Below are 18,670 nucleotides of genomic sequence, written 5' to 3'. Positions count from 1 at the left end.
CCCGGTGCAGCACACTCTCGATGGGCTGCGGCCTCGCCTTCGACACCGGCCGTCTATCCGGGGCCCAGATTGCCGCCCACCGCCCGCCGTGAGACTCGCCGTGTAAGGTCGGTCTCCGTGATTCGAGCGGCGTTGACTAGGGTTGCCGGGTCGCGTGGATCGGTGTTCAATCGGTCGCGGAGAACGGTGATATGTGATCCTTAGCCGCACCGGTCCGAGACCGATACTGGATAATGTCCGATTTTGGTGGATCCGGTCCGGTGGCACTCGATGACGCAGGGTTGGCGTGGGGGAGGAAGATACGGATGAGTTTGGGACAGTGGTGGTCGGCTAGCGCCTTTCCGGGAATCTAGGTGGCGATTAGAAAATCCGACAAAAGGGGCTATGTTGGGCGTTGGGTGTGGACCGCAACCCAAGATTTGGGGTTCGGCCGGGTAGCGGCAGCCGAAGGTGGCATGGCCATCGTCGAGTTCGTCGACATTCCCGGTGTCGCGGTCGAGTTCAAACCCATTCCGATCGCCGATCTCCAGATCAAGCCCATACCCGTCGGCAGCCATGTGTGGTTGCCCGGAAAGCCCTACGGATGGATCTCGGCCGAAGTCACCACGTGGGCAGGATATGAGGAGTACGTCCTGCACGTGCCCGGCTTCGGGCGTCCCCTTAAGGTGTCGGCTGGCCTGATTACCATCCGCTGGAGTCGGCCCCTGACGGACCCGGTCGCTGCGGTCGTCGCAGGGTTCTGCGACTTCCCGGCGTCGTACGAGGCACGGCGCTTGTTCCGGGATGAGATGGTTCTCCAGCGGCGCATGGCCGGTGGGTACTCGGCGGTGCTATCCGCGCCGGTCAAGCTCTACCAGCACCAGTTGGACACGATGGCGCGTGTCCTCCAGGACCCGGTGCCGAGGTACCTACTCGCCGACGAGGTGGGCCTCGGTAAAACGATCGAGGCCGGGCTTATCCTCCGACAGTTGCTCCTGGACGATCCAGGAACCACCGCCCTGATCTCGGTACCCGCGCAACTAGTTTGGCAGTGGCACACCGAGCTGCGTGACCGGCTTGCTCTCAGCGATGCGCTGCGCGCCCAGCGGCTGCGGGTCGTGTCACACGAGCAGTTGGGCGCCGAGCCGCGTCTCTGTGATCACACGATGGTGGTGATCGACGAGGCGCACCAATTACTCCCGTTTATCGATGGCAACCAGTCGCTGCAACAGTCACTCACCCGCTCGCAGGGACTGCTGCTGCTCTCCGCGACCCCGGTGCGGGGTGGAGATCCGGAGACGCTGCTGCGGCTGCTTCACCTGATCGACCCGATCGCCTACCCACTCGACAGCGCCGAGGAGTTCGCTGCGCGGCTCCGTGAACGCGACACCGAGGCCAGTGACCTGCAACTACTGCGGAACCCGCGGGCCGCCCGGAGGCACCGGTCGCGGGTGCTCAACACGCTGATCGAACGGCACGCCGACGATCCCGTGGTAGCCCGACTGGTGGCGGCGTGCCGCCTCACCGACGATCTGGGTGCGGTGGGGTGGGGCCAACTGGCGGACCACGTCCGGGAGACGTACCGGATCTCCCGGCGCATGATCCGTCACCGGCGCACCGCGGTCGCTGCCACGGAGTATCCCGTGGTGGGCCGCAAGGGCAATGTCCTTTCGATCCACGATCCCGCACGCGCGATCGTGGACGCCTTCGTCGAGCAGTTCCGCGAGGACCTCGGTGACGATTCCGACGAGTTTTTCCCCGAACTGGTCGAGCACGCACTGGGTGGTCCATTGCCCCTGATGCACTACCTCGAGGCGCGGCTCGCCGCCACCCAGGGACCGGCCGTGGTCCCGGCGAGGTTCCGTGCCCTTTTCGACAACATGACGGCCCGGCTCCGGATGAGTGAAATCGGTCTGCGCTTGCGGGTCGCGGCGCAGCTCGCCGACGAGCGAATGGCCGCGGGGCACAAGGTCGTCGTGGCAGGGAGCCCTTCGATGGCCGCCGCCTTCCACGAGATGGCGCTGGAACGCTGGCCGCGGCGGGCGGGTGGGCATCTGGAGTCGATGTCCGCCGAGCAGCGCGATCGGGATGTCCAGGACTTCCATCGCGGCGAACCACGAGTGCTGGTCGTCGACCTCTCCGCGGAGGAGGGCAGGAATCTTCAGGTCGCCCGATCACTGATCAATCTCGATCTGCCGGTCGACTTTAACCGGCTTGAACAGCGGATCGGTCGGCTCGATCGTTTCGGACGGCACAGCGAACCGGCCGAAGTAGTCGTTTTCGACGAGCCCGAGAGTGCCTGGGTCAGCGCCTACATTCGGCTCCTGGCCGACGGCATCGGCATTTTCGATCGGTCGATCGCGACGCTGCACGCGCAACTCGGAGAGATGTATCAGGATCGCCGGGCCAGCATGCTCAGCGACGGGCATCGCGCTTTCGAGCTCGACCTCGAGGAAGTGCGCACCGACCTGAACGAGGAACTGGAGGGGATCGACCTAGTCGAGGAGTTGGAGTCGGTTGCCGTGGGCAGCGACTTCGACGACGCACGGGTGGCCGAGTTGCGGGAGTCCGAGAAGGACGGCATGCGTTTCCGGGAGGCGTTCACCAAGTTGGTGCTCTCCTCCGGCGGCATCAATCTGCAACCGTCCGAGGACGATCAAGGCATCGTGCGGTTCAACAATGCCCGCAGCGCACGTTACCCGGGACTCTCCACGGACCAGGCCGACGAGATCCGGCCACTGCTGTCCCGGCGGGTGACCTTCAACCGCGATCTGGCCACTCAGCGAGGCGGCGGAGTGGTCCCGCTGCGAATCGGTGATCCGCTGGTGGACTGGCTGGCCGAACACCTGCGCACCGATGAACGGGGCCGTGCCCGGATCTTCTCCCGGGTCAGCCGTGGCGTACGTTTTCCCCTGCTCTGTCTGGCCGTGGACTTCATGGTTGAGTTCGATCCGTCGCTGGTGGTTGAGAACTTCGGCCTGCGGCCACGGCTTCAGCGGCGTGGTGACGCGCTGCTACCACCAATGCTGCTGCATATCCGGTCCACCGCCGACGGTCCGCTGACCGACGCCCGGCTCGTCCGGGAGGTGGGGGCCCCTTTCGACCCGTCCCGGGACCGTGCGATCAGTGGTACCCGCTGGGACGAACTCAATCGCCAGTTGCCGGACTGGCAGCACCTGTGCCGGCTCGGTCGAGACGAGGCGTACGCCCAACTGCGCTCGGACCCCGCACTGAACTCGTCGATCAGGGAGGCGCTGGCCCGGGCCGGGCAGGAACACACTGCCCGCGCCGCGATCCTCCAGTCACGATCGCAGCGGCTGCGAGGCGAGTCCGCGAAGGCGAGCGCCCGTAACGAACTGCTGCGGGAGCAGAAGCTTGCCGAGGCGCTTCAGCGTGGCATCAGCGCACCACGGATCACCGCTGTGGCGTGCGGGGTCATCGTCCTCCAGCCGGAGACCAGCTGATGGAACGGAGTTGGACGGACGACGAGGCGGACCGGTTACGCGCGATCCTCGTCGGTCAGCCGGCGGGCGGTACGTTCAAGGACGCGTTGTATCAGCGGGTGGCCGACGTAATGGGCCAGGGGGGAGGTAGTGATCTCGATCTGGCGGTGCTGGTCCGTCATCTTGTGCGCCGATGGCGGCTCATCCCCGCGTACTCTGACGAGGTCTCGGTGTCCCTGGATGTGTCGGCACGGCTGAGGCGTTCCGCGGACCAGGTCGGCCTGCGGGAGGTTTCTCCCGGACAGTGGGTTGCGCGTCCTTGGGAGCCGCACTGGCAGAAGTTCGATATCGGTCGTCATCCGGACCGACCGGATGACGCCGCCGCCCCCGGTAGCCGCTGGAGTACACCGGACGGCGATCGAGAACTCCCGGCCGCCGACCCGTTCTTTCTGGCGAGCACCGGATTCAACACCTATCGCACCCCCGGGCAGCGGGCCGCGTGTCGGGCCGTGGTGTCGGCGAAGCCTGGCAGCACGATCATCGCGATGCTGCCCACCGGTTCGGGCAAGACCGAGGTGGCGTTGAGCCTCGCGGACTCACGCCGAGCTTCGGCGACTCTCATCGTGGTGCCGACCGTGGCGCTGGCCTATGACTTCGAGCGCCGGTTCCGGGAGCACTATGCGCCGCGGATGGTGCGCGGTGACCCGTCGCAGTTGAAGTTCGCCTGGACCGGCGACACCCAGGAAGACGTGCGTGAACAAATGCGATCGCGCGTGTTGTCTGGGAAACAGCCGCTGTTGGTGACCTCACCGGAGTCGATGACACGCGCGCTTCGGAACACGCTCGCGGAAGCCGCAGCACGTGGCCGCCTAGCCGGATTCGTGGTAGACGAGGCACATCTGGTGACCCACTGGGGACGCTCGTTCCGGCCGGAGTTCCGAATGCTCGCCGATCTGCGCCGTGACCTGCTCAGCCGGGTCGGCGAGTACGACGCCCCGGTAACCCTTCTGCTGAGCGCCACGCTGGGATCATACGAAATCGCTGATCTGCACGAGTTGTTCAGCGATCCCGGGCCGTGCGCGCTTATCGCCGCCAATGCCCTGCGGGCCGAACCGGAGATGTGGATCGGCAGCACCGAGGACGCCGAGGAGCGGAAGCGATGGGTTCTCGACGCGGTCGATCATCTGCCGCGCCCACTCGCGCTTTACGTCACGCGGCCGGAGGAGGCGACGACGTGGGCGCGCTGGCTGCGTGACCACGGCTACGGTCAGCAGCGGGTGCGGGTGGTCACAGGCCAAACCGGCGGGACGGAACGGCAGGCAGTGCTCACTGGACTGCGAGCCGGAGTTGACGGCTCGCCGCCTACCGTCGATCTGGTAGTGGCCACGTCGGCGTTCGGCCTGGGCATCGACTATCCGCACCTGCGTTCGGTCGTCCATGCGTGCCTGCCCGAGACCGTCGACCGCTGGTACCAGGAGATCGGTCGTGGCGGCAGGGACGGCGAGCCGTCCGCTGCTGTGCTTCTCACCCACCTGCCGGCCGATATCAAGGAGGCAGACAGCCTCGGCGTCACGTTGCTCACGCCGAGGAAGGCCCACAAGCGCTGGCGGAACCTCTGGGAACACCGAATCCGGCTCGGCACCGGCGATTCACGGGCGATCAGCGCTTTCCTCGATCTGGAGGAACACAGCGGATTTTCCCGCGAAGGTTCCTATAATCGCCGCTGGAATGCGCACCTGGTACAGGGCCTGGTCGAGTTGAAGGTCTTGAGAAGGCGCTTGGCCTACATAGAGGATACCCGGGACTTGCCGCCGGCCGCTCCCGGCAGGACGCGCGACTGGGTCGCCGTCGAGGTGGTGCGCACCGACCATGAGGAACTCGAGTTCTGGGAAGAGCATTGGGAACCGTGGCGGCAGAAACAAATGGCTCGGTCCGGCGCGATGCTCGGCACGATGGCCGAACTGGCCAGGAAAACCATGCCGGCCTGCACCGCCATTGCCAACTACTACGAACCCGGCGAGGAACCCTACCGCCTGTTCGGGCATGCGGCCGACACAGCCGCGATCGCGGAACGGTGCGGCCGGTGTCCGGGCTGCCGGGCGGGGGGCGTACGCCGTGCGGCCGAACCGCATCCCGCGCCGCGCCATTCCTGGCCAGTCGCGACGGGTTTCGTGGCCGACCTGGACGACCTAGCGGCGGCAGCCGCGGCGGCCGACGGCCTAATCGTCCTGCACGACCCGTATCCGGACAGCGTCGCCGCTGAGCTCGCCGGGGCGCTACTCGCCCGGGGCGTGCGGCATTTCAGCGGGGTCGGCGTGCCGGAGACGGGCACCGCGGCGACGATCTTCGTCGATCCAGAGCCGATCTCGCCGGGCGACTTGACGCCGTGTTCGTCGTTCGTCGGTTACCTCAATGACCGGCGGGTGCCGGCGTCCTGGCTAATTGCACGGCTGCGACGGAGCGCCCGTCATCCGTTCGGCCCTGAACGGGTCTACGACGTACTACTGGTGAGGACCGGCGCGAGTATCGGCAACCGAGCCGTCGGTCGGGACATTGGGGCGCTCGATGCGAGTACCGCACTACACGTCCTTGGAGGACGAGCGTGAACTTCCTAACGACTCACCTGCTGGCGAGTGTTCCGGCGATGCGGGTGATCTTCGACTACCTCGCGAGCAGCCCGCAACCGGCCACCACAGATAAGATTCGGGCGGACCTGAAGGCCCTCGACGCGGATGCCGACCGCCCAGCGTCGAACCAGTCGGACGTGGTCACCGCGTCGCTGCGGATCGGCCGCTACCTGGACCTGTTCACGTCCGACCCGGCGACCCGCCCAGAGCGGTGGAGCATCGCCCCGGAAGCCACCGATGTGAAGTCCGCCGACGCCGCGCAGTTCTCCGGCGCAGTTCTCCGGCAGCTCTGCATGCGGGCGCATGAGGCCGCCAGCACCGGCCAGGAAGTACCCGACCTCGCGCTGGCGCTCACCTGGTTCCTGGACCAAGACCCGGCCAAGGCCTTGGACTGGGACTGGAATGACCGGCCCGAGAATGAATTCGGCCACTACCGGGTGAAGACCCTGATCATCAATGCCAACCAGTGGCGGGCCTTCCGGCGGTGGACGCTGGCTCTCGGCCTCGCTGTCCGGTTGAAGGGCAAGGCGCGGGAGGCACTCGCCGCCGACCCGTCCGTCGCCATCGCCCACGTCCTGTACCTGCTGGACGACGGGCCGGCTGAGCGCTGGTTCGACCGGCTTTTCGAAGTCCTACCGGTTCTCGGCAGGGAGCAACTCCGGCAGCCGCTGCCGTACCGCAACGAACACGGGGGAGTCAGCCCGGCCGTCGCCCTAGCGGTGCGCAAACTCGCACTGCGCAAGTTCATCGAGACCACACCGATGGATGACTCGCCCCAGACGGTCACCCTGCGAGTCGCTGGAGCGTCCTGGACCATCGGCGCGGTGCGCACCCTGGAGAAGGCCTGATGACCGAAACGATGAAGTCGTTCCGCTGCTGGAGCACTGCGGACGTTCGCAGGACCGTGTACTCGGACATCGGCGCGCTATCCATCGACGCCGACGCCGTCTTCCTTGCCGCGCACACCCCGATGTCGATCAAGCATGCCAAGGGAATCGCGCTAAACCCGGGGTTCTCCGGTGAGCAGCAGGTGTTGACCGCCCTGATGGAGGGCTTCGGCGACAGCGAGCGAAACACTCTCGTCGCTGTGACGGGCGGCTCCGGCGCTGGCAAGAGCCACATCGTACGCTGGGTCCACGCCCACCTGCGCGCCGCGGACGACCAATACCGGATTCTCTATGTGCCCCGGGCGATCCAGACGCTGCGGGAGTTGCTCCGCCGCCTGGTCACCGAACTGCCCGGAGTCGACGGCAGCGACTTCATGAAGCGCATCGACGCGGCGGTCGGCAACATCAGCGAAGAGCAGTTGGCCGACAAACTGCTGGAGGAGATGCGGTACGCGCTCACCTGGCAGATCGAGGAGCAGTCGCCCGTCCCCGGCGAGTCGGACGAGGAGCGTGATCTGCGGGAGGACCGCAACAACCTCCTCGGGGAACGCGACGAAAACGGTAAACGCCGTGACGGGCTGGCCGACCTGTTGGCCCTGCCCGAACTGAACAGGTGGCTGCTGCGCAAGGAGGGCCTGCTTCGCGACATTGCCCGGACCAGCCAGACGGAGAGTTCCCGGCGCGATCGGCAGCACAATCGGTTTACCGTCGACGACCTGCCCCTGCGGAAGGCTCAATTCGCGAAGGAGGCGCGGAGCCGAGCCGGGCTCCAGGAGATCCGGAATCTAATCGTCAGTTTCCCGGAACCGGCTCTCGAATTGTTGGGCGATGCGCTCGAAGTCGCCGTCCCACGGGCGTTCGGCACCAGGGCGGCCGACGGCGACACCCTAGACTCGCTGTTCCGGCAATCCCGGGAGGCGCTGTGGGCCGAAGGGCTCGAACTCGTGCTGCTCTTCGAGGACCTGGCCCAGTTCGGTTTGATAGACGGCGAACTGTACGACCAGTTCGTGATCCAGCCCGGTGCGGACCTGGCGCCGCTGCGCGTCGTCTATGCCGTCACCACCGGTCACAGCAGGATCCCAAAGACGGTTCTGACCCGGATCACCCATGAGTTCGAGGTCGACGACTCCGCGTTGAAGGATCGTTCAACCTTTCTCGCTCGCTACCTGAACCTGGTTCGGGTCGGGCGCGAAAACATCGACGAGGCCCGTGCCGGTGAAAGCCCGGACGCCACGGATTGGATCCCGAACGCGTGCGACACCCGGGAAGACGGCTCGCCATGCCGGTTCCGGAGCGAGTGCCACGCGGGGTTCGGCACGGTGGAGGTCAGCGGCCTGGGCCGAGTTGGGCTGTTCCCGTACAACGACTACGCACTGCGGCAGGCGCTGGCCGGGCCGAAGGCCAACCCGCCTGGAGAGGCCGTCACGCCACGGCGCCTGCTGGAGACCCTCATCCAAGGAGAGCTCATCCGGGCCGACACCCATCTAGCCGCCGGCCACTACCCGGACCCCGAGATCAAGGACCGCTTCAACTGGCAGCAGGAACGTCCGGAGGAAAGCCTGATCGGTACACAGCAGGGCCCGGATGCCCAGCGTCTGCTGCGAGCCCTGGTGCTCTGGGGTGCGGAAAAGCCGCTGCCGCCGCAGATCGTCGAGGCGTTCGGCCTGCCGGTCCGGCAGGCCGCGCCGAAGCCGGCGGGCCCGGTCGCGCCGCAGCCCAGGCCACAACCCCCGGCCCCTCCGGCACAGCCCGTCGCCAAAGAGCGGACGCCGATGCGGGAGTTGGCGCCCTGGGGCGGCGGCAAGGACCTGCCCAACGTCGACGTCGACCGGTATCGCAACATGCTGCGCGACATGCTCGGCGCCCGGCTCCAACTCGACCAGGACCTGTACTACACCGAGAAGGGGGCCGGCAAGGATGTGCTGAACTCCATTCTAGGCCTGACCTCGTTCGACATTGAGGGCCCTTACGGGCGGGTCGCCGCAGCGACCAACCGGCCTTTCGAGCTCAAGCGCGGCAAGGAGAACGTGCGGTTTCTGTTCGGCGCCTACTGGTGGTACATCCATGGCCACTGGAAGCCCGATGAGGGCACCTGGGAATGGCCGGACTCTTACCAGGTTGGCGAGATCATGGCCGAGGTCGAGGCCCGGTTCGACGATTGGGCCGAACAGGTTCGGCAGCGCTTCCGGGAAAAGGTCAAGGGACGTGGACCGGCCCGCGCCGCTCTGGGAGTGCGTACCATCGCCCTGCGCGCGCTCGGCGTGCCGCCCGAAGATCTGGACGGCGTCACAGCGGTGCTCCGATACCGCGACGACATCCCCGAGCAGCGCGAGACCCAGGACTGGGGACCGGTCCACCTGGCGGCGCGCGCTGCCTTGCGGCGTGCTCCCGCCCTGGACTATGCGAACCAGTTTGCGGCCGTCCGCCAGGGCACCGCGCCCAACCCGCAGTTGTTCGACATCGCCGAACTCGATAGTGCGTTGCGAGAGGCCGCCGAGTCACCCGCCGGTTTCCTCCGGGCGACCGCCGCCGAATACCAGGACGCGGCGCCGGTGGTCGCCCTCGCCGCCAGCGAGCTGTTGAAGGCCCTGACCGCCGAGGGGCCAGCCCGGCTGGCCGCAGCGAAGGCCCTGATCACTGAACTCGCCGAGGGCCTCGCCCACTGCGATCCGACCACCATCGCAGACGCGGCAGAGAAGATCGGGCTGCGTGCCGCCCGAGCCGGGGTAAACATGTTCCGGCCGGCCAACGGCTGGGAGATGTTTCTCCAGAAGGTCGAACTGCTTCGCGACCTGCGTCCGGAGCTGCTTGCCGACGTTGCGCGCCCGACGGCGGGCAACCCGGTGGATGACGTGCTCGCACTCCGGCCTTACCTCAGGGACGTGCTGTCTGGCGTAGAGTCGTTGCGCTTCCTGAAGCTGTGTCTCGAACAGACAGCGGCCGAGGCGGTCCGGCAGAGCCGGGTACACGGCGATCCTGACCAGTTGGCGCAGGTCGCACGCGAGGACCTGAGCCGGGTGGAGGAGTTCATGCAGGTCCTTGCCGGCGGAGGTGCCGTATGACCGAAGTGCTACCCACTTGGATCACCACCGCCGAGGCAGCGGTGGGGAAAGCCAGCGACGTTGCCGGCACCAGGAAACGTGTCGAGACGCTGGGCAAACTTCAGGAGGCACTGGATCGGCTCCTGGCCGAGCTGCCGGGCCTCGCGGAAGCCGCCGAACTGGGCAAGGGCTACTGGTGGACCGGCGTCACCGTGCCAACCTCGATTGATGTCGATCTGCGTAAGCTTCAACACACGGCCAACGATCCGAGCGAGCGGACGGTCCAACGTTTCGAGCGGGACCTCAAAGAGTTCCTCGACCGGCAGATTCGTGTCGGCATCGTGGCACTGTGGTCCGCTCACGTCAAGGAAGTGATCGGTGAGATGCCGGAGTTCGCGAGAGCGATTAAGATGCTCGGCGGTGCCGACACTGGCCTTAAAGCCCAGGTAGCCCAACTCGACAACGTCGTGCGGCCCCTCGAGACAGCGCTCAGACGCCCACCCAAGAAAGCCGACGTGCAGGCGCTCAAACATGCCACGGTTCTATTCGAACAGATCGAGAAGCAACTGCCGGCGCGTGTACGTACATTCGTCATAGCCGCGACGAGGCCTGGCGGGGCGAGCGTCGACCTGCTCGACGGTGTCCGCGACTGGCTCACCGAGCACAACCTGCTCGGCTCCGTGCGGGTCCGGTTCGGAACCAGCGGGGACCAGAAATCGTGACCCGTCTGGCCGACCTGCTCACCGCGATCGAACTTCGCGAGGCGGAGTTGCTCACCTGGGGTGCGGTGGGCGCCTGGTGGACCGAGGCGGAACTGCTCGCTCTGCTGGCCGAGCACGGGGCCGGTCGGGCCGACCTAGCGGCGTTGACGGAAGCCGCGCTCGTCGTCCGGACGCCCGACGGCGCCGGATTCCGGAGCCGTAGCGCGGAGACCATCCGGCTGCTCGCCACCCTGCGCCAGTCATTTCCCAGCCGGCGGGTCACCGAGGGCCGTCCGCTGGTTCTGGACCATCGTTTCCTGCACCGGCCGCGTCGCCGGCCGGAGCGCAATCTCGACCGAGGTCTGCTGCTCGATCAGGTCAGTGCCGCACTGGGCCGCTCCGCGCAGCAGACCGCCAGCCTGCTTGCCCCGGAGACGGTCTCCGGCTTCCAGTTGCGCAGCGCGAGCGCCGTACTGGGTGCCCTTCGGGGCGGGCAGTCCGCCGGGGTCATGATCACCGCGGGCACGGGTAGCGGAAAGACCCTGGCTTTCTACCTGCCGTTGCTGAGTTGGCTGACGGACCAGATGGCGGGCACCCGCCACGGGGAGACCGTGGCGCTAGCGCTGTATCCGCGCAACGAACTCCTGAAGGATCAGTTGCGTACGATCGTCCGCTACCTTCGTCGGATTCGTGCTGCTGGCGGGCCGGCGATCAGCATCGCGACGTGGTTCGGTCTCACCCCATCCAGCTCGCACTATGTCGCGAACGGCTGGGTCGAGGGCTGGCAGCCGGACCGGCGCAACGGTTTCCTTTGCCCCTTCCTTCGATGCGTCGACTGCCCCGACGGCGACCTCTACTGGTCCGGTCCGGACCTGAAAGCTCAGCGCGAGCGGCTGACGTGTGCCAACTGCGGCACCGAGATCGACGACGGCACATTGCGGCTGACCCGCGACAGCGCCCGGGAGCGGCCGGCACATCTCATGCTCAGCACGACGGAGTCGCTCAATCGCCAGCTCGCCGCACCGGGCAGCCTGGCCGCGTTCGGCGTGCATCCGGCAACTCTGTCAGCAGTCCTCCTTGACGAGGTGCACACCTATCAGGGCACCACCGGCGCGCAGAACGCGATCCTGCTTCGTCGCCTGAAACACCGTCTGGGCGGCCGCCCGCTCACCTGGGTGGGGCTTTCCGCGACGCTGCACCAGGCACCGGAATTCTTCGCGCGGCTGGTCGGGCTGCCACCCGGTCATGCCTTAGAGGTCACTCCGCAGGCCGAGGAGTTGGTGGAGGATGGTGCCGAGTACCTTCTCGCATTGCGCAGCGATCCGCATTCCGGCGCTGGGACGCTATCCACAAGCATCCAGACCGCGATGGTGCTCGCCCGGAGCCTCGACAAGGTTGACGACGACGACCTTTTCTCGGAGATCCCGTCGTCGAATCGGGCCTTCGGCAGCCGCCTATTTGTTTTCACCGACAAGCTCGACAGCACCAACCGGCTCTACTGGGACCTGCTCGACGCCGAGGGCCTGCGGTGGCCGGGTGTGGCCCTGCAACGCCGGCCGCTGACGCTGGCGCATTTGCGCAGTGCCGAGCAGAGCCGGCTCCGGCCGGGGGCCGCGCAAGCGGCGGCGGACCGGGATGCCGACGGCCAATGGTGGTGGATGCCCGAGTACCTCGGCCACGGCATCGAGGACGACCAGCCGCTTATTATCGACCGCACGAGCTCCCAGGATCGCGGCGTGGCGGCGAACGCTCAGGTCGTGGTGGCCACCGCGACCCTGGAGGTAGGCTTCGACGACGACCGGGTCGGTGCGGTTCTCCAGCATAAGGCGCCGCACGACGCCGCCCAGTTCCTGCAACGGAAAGGGCGGGCGGGCCGACACCCGGCGACTCGGCCCTGGACCGTTGTGGTGCTCAGCGACTGGGGCCGGGACCGGTTCGCGTGGGACGGCTACGAGGCGCTCTTCGATCCAGAGCTTCCGCCCCGGAACCTACCGTTGGAAAACCTGTACGTACTTCGCATCCAGGCCGTCTACGCGCTTCTCGACTGGCTCGGCATCGAACTCCGCTATCGGGGCCGGGACTCGGTATGGGCCGACCTCTGCGGCCCGGCCGAGTTGCTGCACCAGAACGCCGACCGGCAGAAGGCGGCGAGGGCACGTCAGCTGCTGCTGGCCGAGCTGCTCGGCGGGCTGATGCATCCGGGACCGGAGCGGGAGCGCTTGCGCCGCCATGTCCGCGATGCGCTGAGCCTAGAGGGCGAGTGGGGCGACTCGCTGGTCGACACTCTTTTCTGGGAGGCGCCACGACCGCTCCTGCTCGCTGTGGTGCCCACGATCCACCGGCAGTTGCAGGATCAGTGGCGGGGTGAGGAGCCCGCAGATGACGATCGCGGGATACGGAGCCGGACGCCGTTGCGCCAGTTCGTGCCGGGGAATCTCTTCGAGGACCTAATCGTGCCGGACGTAGAGCTGCGACTGCCCGGCGCGTCCAACGTCATCATGGTCGAGCACCTCCCCGCATTGCGTACACTGCGGGAGTTCTGCCCCGGAAACGTTACCCGGCACTTTGGCATCTGGGCCGCCAACAAGCGGCACTGGATCCCGCTGCCGGAGGCCGATCCAACCCAGCTGGAACTGCGGGTCGACGTGCGGCAGACCTACCGGGGAACCCTGATCGACGTGATCGGCTCGGGCGACCGACGGGTGCCCGTCTACTCCCCGGTGGCGGCAACGCTCGAGGGTGTGAATGACGAGCAGGTGCGGGACGCATCGACGGTCCGGCCCGACTGGGAGTTCGAGGTGACCCCATTCGGGCAGGGCAAGCAGATAGACCTGACGGCCCGGACCCAGCGGCTCATCGCCGGTATGACGGCCCACTTGCACGCGCACGGCGGCGGCGTGCGAACGGTCCGGTTCGCGCGTACTGCCCACGGGACGATCTGGCGTCCCCGGCCCGAACCGGTCCGGCTGAAGTTCGGTGCGATGAGCGGTGAGCTGTGGGAACCTGCGGCCCTCGGTGTTGACGTGCACGCGGACGCGCTGCAGGGCCGAACCCGGATGCCGGACCGCCTGCCGGCGATCACCGGGCTGGAGCGGGCACAGCGGCTGCGACAGGTGCTGACGGCCGAGGCGAGCCTGCCGGAGACCATGTCCGACCTGGATCGGACTACTCTCGCCGGCTGCGTCCTGCTCGGCGTGGCTCGGGCCGGGATGTACGGCGCGGGACCGCTGACTGGACCAGGGCTGCGCGATCATCTCGACATGGCTCGGGCCGACCTGGGGGTGGGTTCGCGGGAATCCACCGGCGACGGTGAGGTGGAGGACTGGGAGGGCTGGCTTCGTGACCTGGGACTGCTGGCCGCCGTCGAGGCAGCCATCAACGAGGTCACCGCCAGGGACCGGTCGCCCGCGTGGATCGCGTGGTGGCGGCATCGGTACACCCTGTCGTCGGCCCAGTTGACGCTTGCCGCGCTTGGGGCGATGTGCCCCGGCCTGGACATCGAGGAGCTCATGGTCGATCTGGATCCGTCCGAGGACGATGTCTTCTGGCTATCAGAACGCTCCCCCGGGGGCACCGGACAGGTGGAAGCCTTCCACCTCGCGGCGACCACCGACCCGGACTCCTTCGGGCGGGCTCTGGAGGACGCGCTGCGGCCCAGTGAGACCGAGACCATGGACGCTGAACTCGTGACGTTGCTGCGTTTCGGATCCGGCGAGCTTGACGCCGCGCTCCACGAGCTGCGCGGCGCGTGGCGGCTGGGCCACAGCGCGGTGGCCGGTGCCAGCCACGCCGTGGACGGCGTCGTCTCCCGGATCGGGTTGCGCCTCGGCGGCCCGGCCCGGTCGGTGCTGAGCACCCGGCTGGCCGGTCCGGGTGCTCATCCTGACCTACTGGAGACCGTGCGGTCCTGGGTTGACCTGCGTGACCGGGCGGATCAGGCGTCGGGGTTGGCGGTGGACGGCCGTACCCTGGGCGGCCTGCTCGCCCATGAAATTGCGATAGACCCGGTGCTGCGCCTGGACGGGCAGGTCGACAGCCGCCGGCGGGCCAGGGCCGTGGCGAACCTGTTGTGGCCGTGGGCCGACACTGCTCAGGCGGACATCACCTACAACCCGTATGCGCCGTCGTTGCGGGTCGACTTCGACGACATCCGGCGACTTGCCCACCTGGGGCCGGTCCGGGTAGAGGCCGCGCCGTGGAACGACGACCGGCGGGCGGAAATCCATCAGGCGCTACTCGACGAGGCCGAGATCGTGCTCCGCTGCGTCGTCACCGATCGTCGGGAGTTGCGTGCCGCACTCCTGGATCTGCAGACCACACCGGTCGAGGTCGGCACCCTGTTGTGCCATCCCGTCGTGGTGGGGGTCACTGCAGGGCCGGACGAGGTTAGCGCACGCCTTCTGCTGAGGGAGGCGCAGTGAGTCGGGTCATCCACAGGTCGCAGGCGCAGAACGAAATCGAGACGAAGAAGCTGCTAGGTGCCGTCCTTGCCGCCGAGTTGGTAGTGCCCAGCACACATCTTTGGCTGGTGGCGCCGTCGGTGGCGGACATGGAGATGCTGGACAACAGTGCCGGGATGTACACCGAGTTGTCGCGATTCGGGCGCCGCGCGATCCGGCTCGCCGAGGTCCTTGGCGCTCTCGCCGATAGGGGTGCGTCGATCGTGGTCGTGACGAGCTTCGACCAGCGAAATCGGGCATTTCGGCACCGGTTGGAGTTCCTCGCTCAAGATTTGCGCGTTAGTGACCGAGTGCGGTTCGTCGTCGACGACATCGAGCAGTCCGGGGCGAAGACGCTGGTCGGCGATGACTTCGTGCTGACCGGTGGCATGGATCTCACCTACGGTGGCATTGAACTTCGGGAGTGCCAGGTGGAGTTGCGGGCCGACCTACCGTACGTTACCGAGGCCCGGATGGAGATGTGGGACCGGTTCGGAGACGCGCCGCGATGAGCAACGCGACGGCCCTGCGGGCGGCGGCCGGAGACCTCAGCCGATTTCGGGAGCTCGCCGAGCGGGTCGACATCCTGCTGGACAAACAGCTCACCCGCTGGACCCCCGGCGTCGGTCACTGGCTGATCCTTCCGCTTGTCCGCAAGCCTCAGGGCTTCTATCTGGTGTCCGCGGGCAATGAGGGGCAGCGACAGGGACGTGAGGTGCTAGAGGCATTCCTCGGCCCGGCGGTAGCGACCCTCGAATCGGTGGAACCGGACCCTGGCGGGTGCCCAGTCGACGCCGCGCTACGGGACGCCGGTCTTGAGCGGTTGTCGCTGATCCGACGACTCGGCGTCGAACCCGGCCAGATGCTCCAGCGGATCGAAACGCTCGTCTCGGTACGGATGGACCGGGGAGAGATTCACACCCGGCCGCTTCTGCACTCGTTCGTGGATCTCCTGCGAGACTTCCGCCTTGCGCTGTTACGGCGGGACGGGACACAAGCCGAGAACCTACTGACCGCGCTTCGCGGTACTGGGCGGCTGAGCCGGGAGAATCTGCGGTTCCTTGAGATCGAGAAACTGGGGAAGCTGGAACGCTGGCGAGAGTTGGCCGAGTTGGCCAATCTGCCGGAAGTTTTGCAGGCACGACGACCACGCGCCGTCAACGAGATCCTCCTTGACATGGTCTGGCACACCGAGTTCGGTGATCGGGGCAAGACCGGGCCGGGAAATGCCGAGTCCCGGTTTGCGGCGTTGCTCGGATCCGTCGATGTGCCGAGCACCCCACATGGTCGTGCGGCCGTCCTGGTGTCCGGCGTTGCCCAGGCCGACCACGGCAGGGTCGAGCGAGTTCTGGCCGCCGCAGCCGATGAGACCGAGCGGGTCTGGCTGCAGAGCCTGCTGCCCACCCGCGAGGCCCCGATCCACATTTCCGATGAGTCGGTGGCGCACCTGTACCAGCAGGGCCGATACCCGGCCGCAGTGGCGGCTTTTCTCCGCTCGCCCAGTGCCGAGGCCGTGGACGCGGCCGTCGAATCGGTGCTGAACAGCGAGGACAGCGCACGTGCCAGGCAGGTTCTGGCGCACGCCCACGCGTTCCTCGCCTCGGGGAAGGTGAAACGGCACCGCCGTCTCAACCGGGATTTGGAGGAACTGGAGAGCCTGGCCGGCAATACCGTCGACGGCTGGCTGGACTGGGCCCGGCGGCTCGCCCGGGCTGAGCGCTGGCCGGAGGCGGAGAAGACCCTTCGGTCGTCGTTCGGCGACTGGCCGGACGCCGGCCGGCTGTCGGCAAACGAAGCGGACGCGTTCAGTGTTGCCCTCTTCGAGGGATGTACCGGCGTGAACCAGGACCAGACGAGGCTCGCGCTCGACCTGCTGTGCCGGGCGGCCACGACGACGGTCGGAACCGTGGCCGGCACGATTGCCGACGCCGTACTGACCGTCCTGAGCGAACAGGACAACCTCAGTGGCCCAGTCCGGGACGCCTACCTGGACCTGCTGGAGAGGCTGGTCGGTACCGGCCCGACGGCCAAGGACTATCGGGAGTGGGTGGAGGGCGCCGGCGCCCTATGGCACAAGATCGCTGCGCCTTCCGCAGCCGATTGGGGAATCGCCCTGGTCGACATGTTGCAGGAGGCTCCGGCTCCGGACGACGGTATCCGCCGTACCGTGGCAACTCAGGTAGTCATCAGGAGTCAAGAGTTTCGGCACCGGCTGAGCAGCCGGCAGGACACCGAGATTGCCCTGCTGGCGACCGAGCTCGGCCTGTCGGTCAAGGCCAGGCCAGCTGACGCGCCCGCCGAGGACGACGTATGGTCGCGCCTCGACGGCAAACTGGTCGGCGTCTACTCGCTGCTGCCACTAGCCGCGGAACGCCTCAAGGAACGCCTCAACAGGCTCGCAACTCCCGCCGACGTGGTGGGCAACGCCGACCACGTGGCCACAGCGACGCTGCGCTCGTTCGCCACCCGGGCCGACTACCTGGTGGTGGACACCTGGCATGCCACACACGCGGCTACCGGCGCGATTGACGATGCACGACCACGTTCCCGGCAGGTCCTTCCGAGAGGCCGGGGCATCACGGGGTTCGTCCAGGCGATTGAGGAAGCGCTGCGTTCGGACAGTAGGCGCCCTTAGGCCGGTCACGCCGGCCCTCGCTGAGCGGCAGGCGGATGCGCGTGGCGGCACCGGTGGGAGGCGTTCGATGGTCAGGGTGCCGCCGTGGTGGGCGGTGATGATCTCGCGATCGATGTCCAGCTCGGGCCGGTGCGCCGTCGGACAAGATACTGCGACTAGGCTGTCGAGCTTGGTGGCGTAGTTTCCGCAGTGGGAAGGCAGACGAAGCGTATGTCTGAGACGAAGCAGAAGGCGGTGGTCCTGCTCAGTGGCGGCCTTGACTCCGCTACGGTGCTCGCGATGGCCTTGCATGAGGGATATGAGGCCTACGCGTTGAGTTTCCGGTACGGACAGCGTCATACGGTCGAGCTGGACGCCGCGAGTGCGGTCGCGAAGCAGCTCGGGGTCCGTAACCACGTCATTGCCGACATCGACCTGCGCGCCTTCGGGGGCTCCGCGCTGACAGACGACGGGATCGAGGTGCCGCACTACGGCAGCGTTGATGACGTGAGCCAGGACATCCCAGTTACCTACGTGCCCGCACGTAACACAATCTTCCTGTCCTTCGCCCTGGCCTGGGCGGAGACACTTGCTGCTTGCGACGTGTTCATCGGGGTGAACGCGCTCGATTACAGCGGCTACCCGGACTGCCGTCCCGAGTTCATCGCGGCTTACGAAACCATGGCGAACCTGGCGACGAAGGCCGGCGTGGAAGGTCGCCAGCGCCTGCGGATCCACACTCCGCTCATCGAGTTGACCAAGGCGGAGACCATCCGCCGCGGGCTGGAGTTAGGCGTCGACTACTCCCTGACGCACAGTTGCTACGACCCGGTTGACGGCCGGGCGTGTGGGACGTGCGACTCATGCCTGCTGCGGGGCCGCGGGTTCGCGGGGCTTGGTCTCACTGACCCGGCTCTGGCACCTGCCGCCAGGTGATCA

9 protein-coding genes are annotated in these 18,670 nt (G+C 67.2%); all 9 read left to right on the top strand.

Annotation, left to right across the window (positions count from 1 at the left end; genetic code table 11):
- Positions 1-353 precede the first annotated feature (353 nt).
- The 9 genes from dpdE (at position 354) to queC (ending at position 18,667) form a co-directional block, all read left to right on the top strand.
- The gene (gene dpdE / locus PVK37_RS30535) at positions 354-3,443 is read left to right on the top strand and encodes a protein DpdE (protein ID WP_341483407.1); all 3,090 of its coding nucleotides are present in this window, start codon (positions 354-356) and stop codon (positions 3,441-3,443) included.
- The gene (gene dpdF, locus PVK37_RS30530; protein WP_275031298.1) at positions 3,443-6,028 is read left to right on the top strand and encodes a protein DpdF; all 2,586 of its coding nucleotides are present in this window, start codon (positions 3,443-3,445) and stop codon (positions 6,026-6,028) included. Before dpdE ends, dpdF begins: the two co-directional genes overlap by 1 nt.
- The gene (locus tag PVK37_RS30525) at positions 6,025-6,897 is read left to right on the top strand and encodes a hypothetical protein (RefSeq protein ID WP_275031296.1); all 873 of its coding nucleotides are present in this window, start codon (positions 6,025-6,027) and stop codon (positions 6,895-6,897) included. Before dpdF ends, PVK37_RS30525 begins: the two co-directional genes overlap by 4 nt.
- Positions 6,897-9,998, top strand: coding sequence for a hypothetical protein (locus tag PVK37_RS30520; RefSeq protein ID WP_275031294.1), 3,102 nt, complete (start codon positions 6,897-6,899; stop codon positions 9,996-9,998). Before PVK37_RS30525 ends, PVK37_RS30520 begins: the two co-directional genes overlap by 1 nt.
- The gene (locus PVK37_RS30515; protein WP_275031293.1) at positions 9,995-10,699 is read left to right on the top strand and encodes a hypothetical protein; all 705 of its coding nucleotides are present in this window, start codon (positions 9,995-9,997) and stop codon (positions 10,697-10,699) included. The genes PVK37_RS30520 and PVK37_RS30515 overlap by 4 nt, the downstream gene beginning before the upstream one ends.
- Positions 10,696-15,099: a protein DpdJ gene (gene dpdJ / locus PVK37_RS30510; RefSeq protein ID WP_275031292.1), complete on the top strand. Its 4,404-nt coding sequence runs from the start codon at positions 10,696-10,698 to the stop codon at positions 15,097-15,099. Before PVK37_RS30515 ends, dpdJ begins: the two co-directional genes overlap by 4 nt.
- Positions 15,096-15,629 carry a phospholipase D-like domain-containing protein DpdK gene (gene dpdK / locus PVK37_RS30505; RefSeq protein WP_275031291.1) on the top strand — a complete coding sequence of 178 codons (534 nt, stop codon included), beginning with the start codon at positions 15,096-15,098 and terminating at the stop codon, positions 15,627-15,629. The genes dpdJ and dpdK overlap by 4 nt, the downstream gene beginning before the upstream one ends.
- Positions 15,626-17,752, top strand: coding sequence for a protein DpdD (dpdD, locus tag PVK37_RS30500; protein ID WP_275031290.1), 2,127 nt, complete (start codon positions 15,626-15,628; stop codon positions 17,750-17,752). The genes dpdK and dpdD overlap by 4 nt, the downstream gene beginning before the upstream one ends.
- A gap of 210 nt (positions 17,753-17,962) precedes the next feature.
- Complete coding sequence (gene queC / locus PVK37_RS30495) at positions 17,963-18,667, top strand: 7-cyano-7-deazaguanine synthase QueC (protein ID WP_275031289.1); 705 nt, start codon at positions 17,963-17,965, stop codon at positions 18,665-18,667.
- Positions 18,668-18,670 lie beyond the last annotated feature (3 nt).

The organism is Micromonospora cathayae (assembly GCF_028993575.1).
GTDB classification, from domain to species: domain Bacteria; phylum Actinomycetota; class Actinomycetes; order Mycobacteriales; family Micromonosporaceae; genus Micromonospora; species Micromonospora cathayae.
This window is presented reverse-complemented; position numbering and strand designations above follow the sequence as displayed.

What these genes read in the sequence shown, in the direction of transcription:
- PVK37_RS30520 (WP_275031294.1), top strand. Translation starts at nt 6,897, where the DNA reads ATGACCGAAACGATGAAGTCGTTCCGCTGCTGGAGCACTGCGGACGTT.
- queC (WP_275031289.1), top strand. Translation starts at nt 17,963, where the DNA reads ATGTCTGAGACGAAGCAGAAGGCGGTGGTCCTGCTCAGTGGCGGCCTT.
- dpdD (WP_275031290.1), top strand. Translation starts at nt 15,626, where the DNA reads ATGAGCAACGCGACGGCCCTGCGGGCGGCGGCCGGAGACCTCAGCCGA.
- PVK37_RS30515 (WP_275031293.1), top strand. Translation starts at nt 9,995, where the DNA reads ATGACCGAAGTGCTACCCACTTGGATCACCACCGCCGAGGCAGCGGTG.
- dpdF (WP_275031298.1), top strand. Translation starts at nt 3,443, where the DNA reads ATGGAACGGAGTTGGACGGACGACGAGGCGGACCGGTTACGCGCGATC.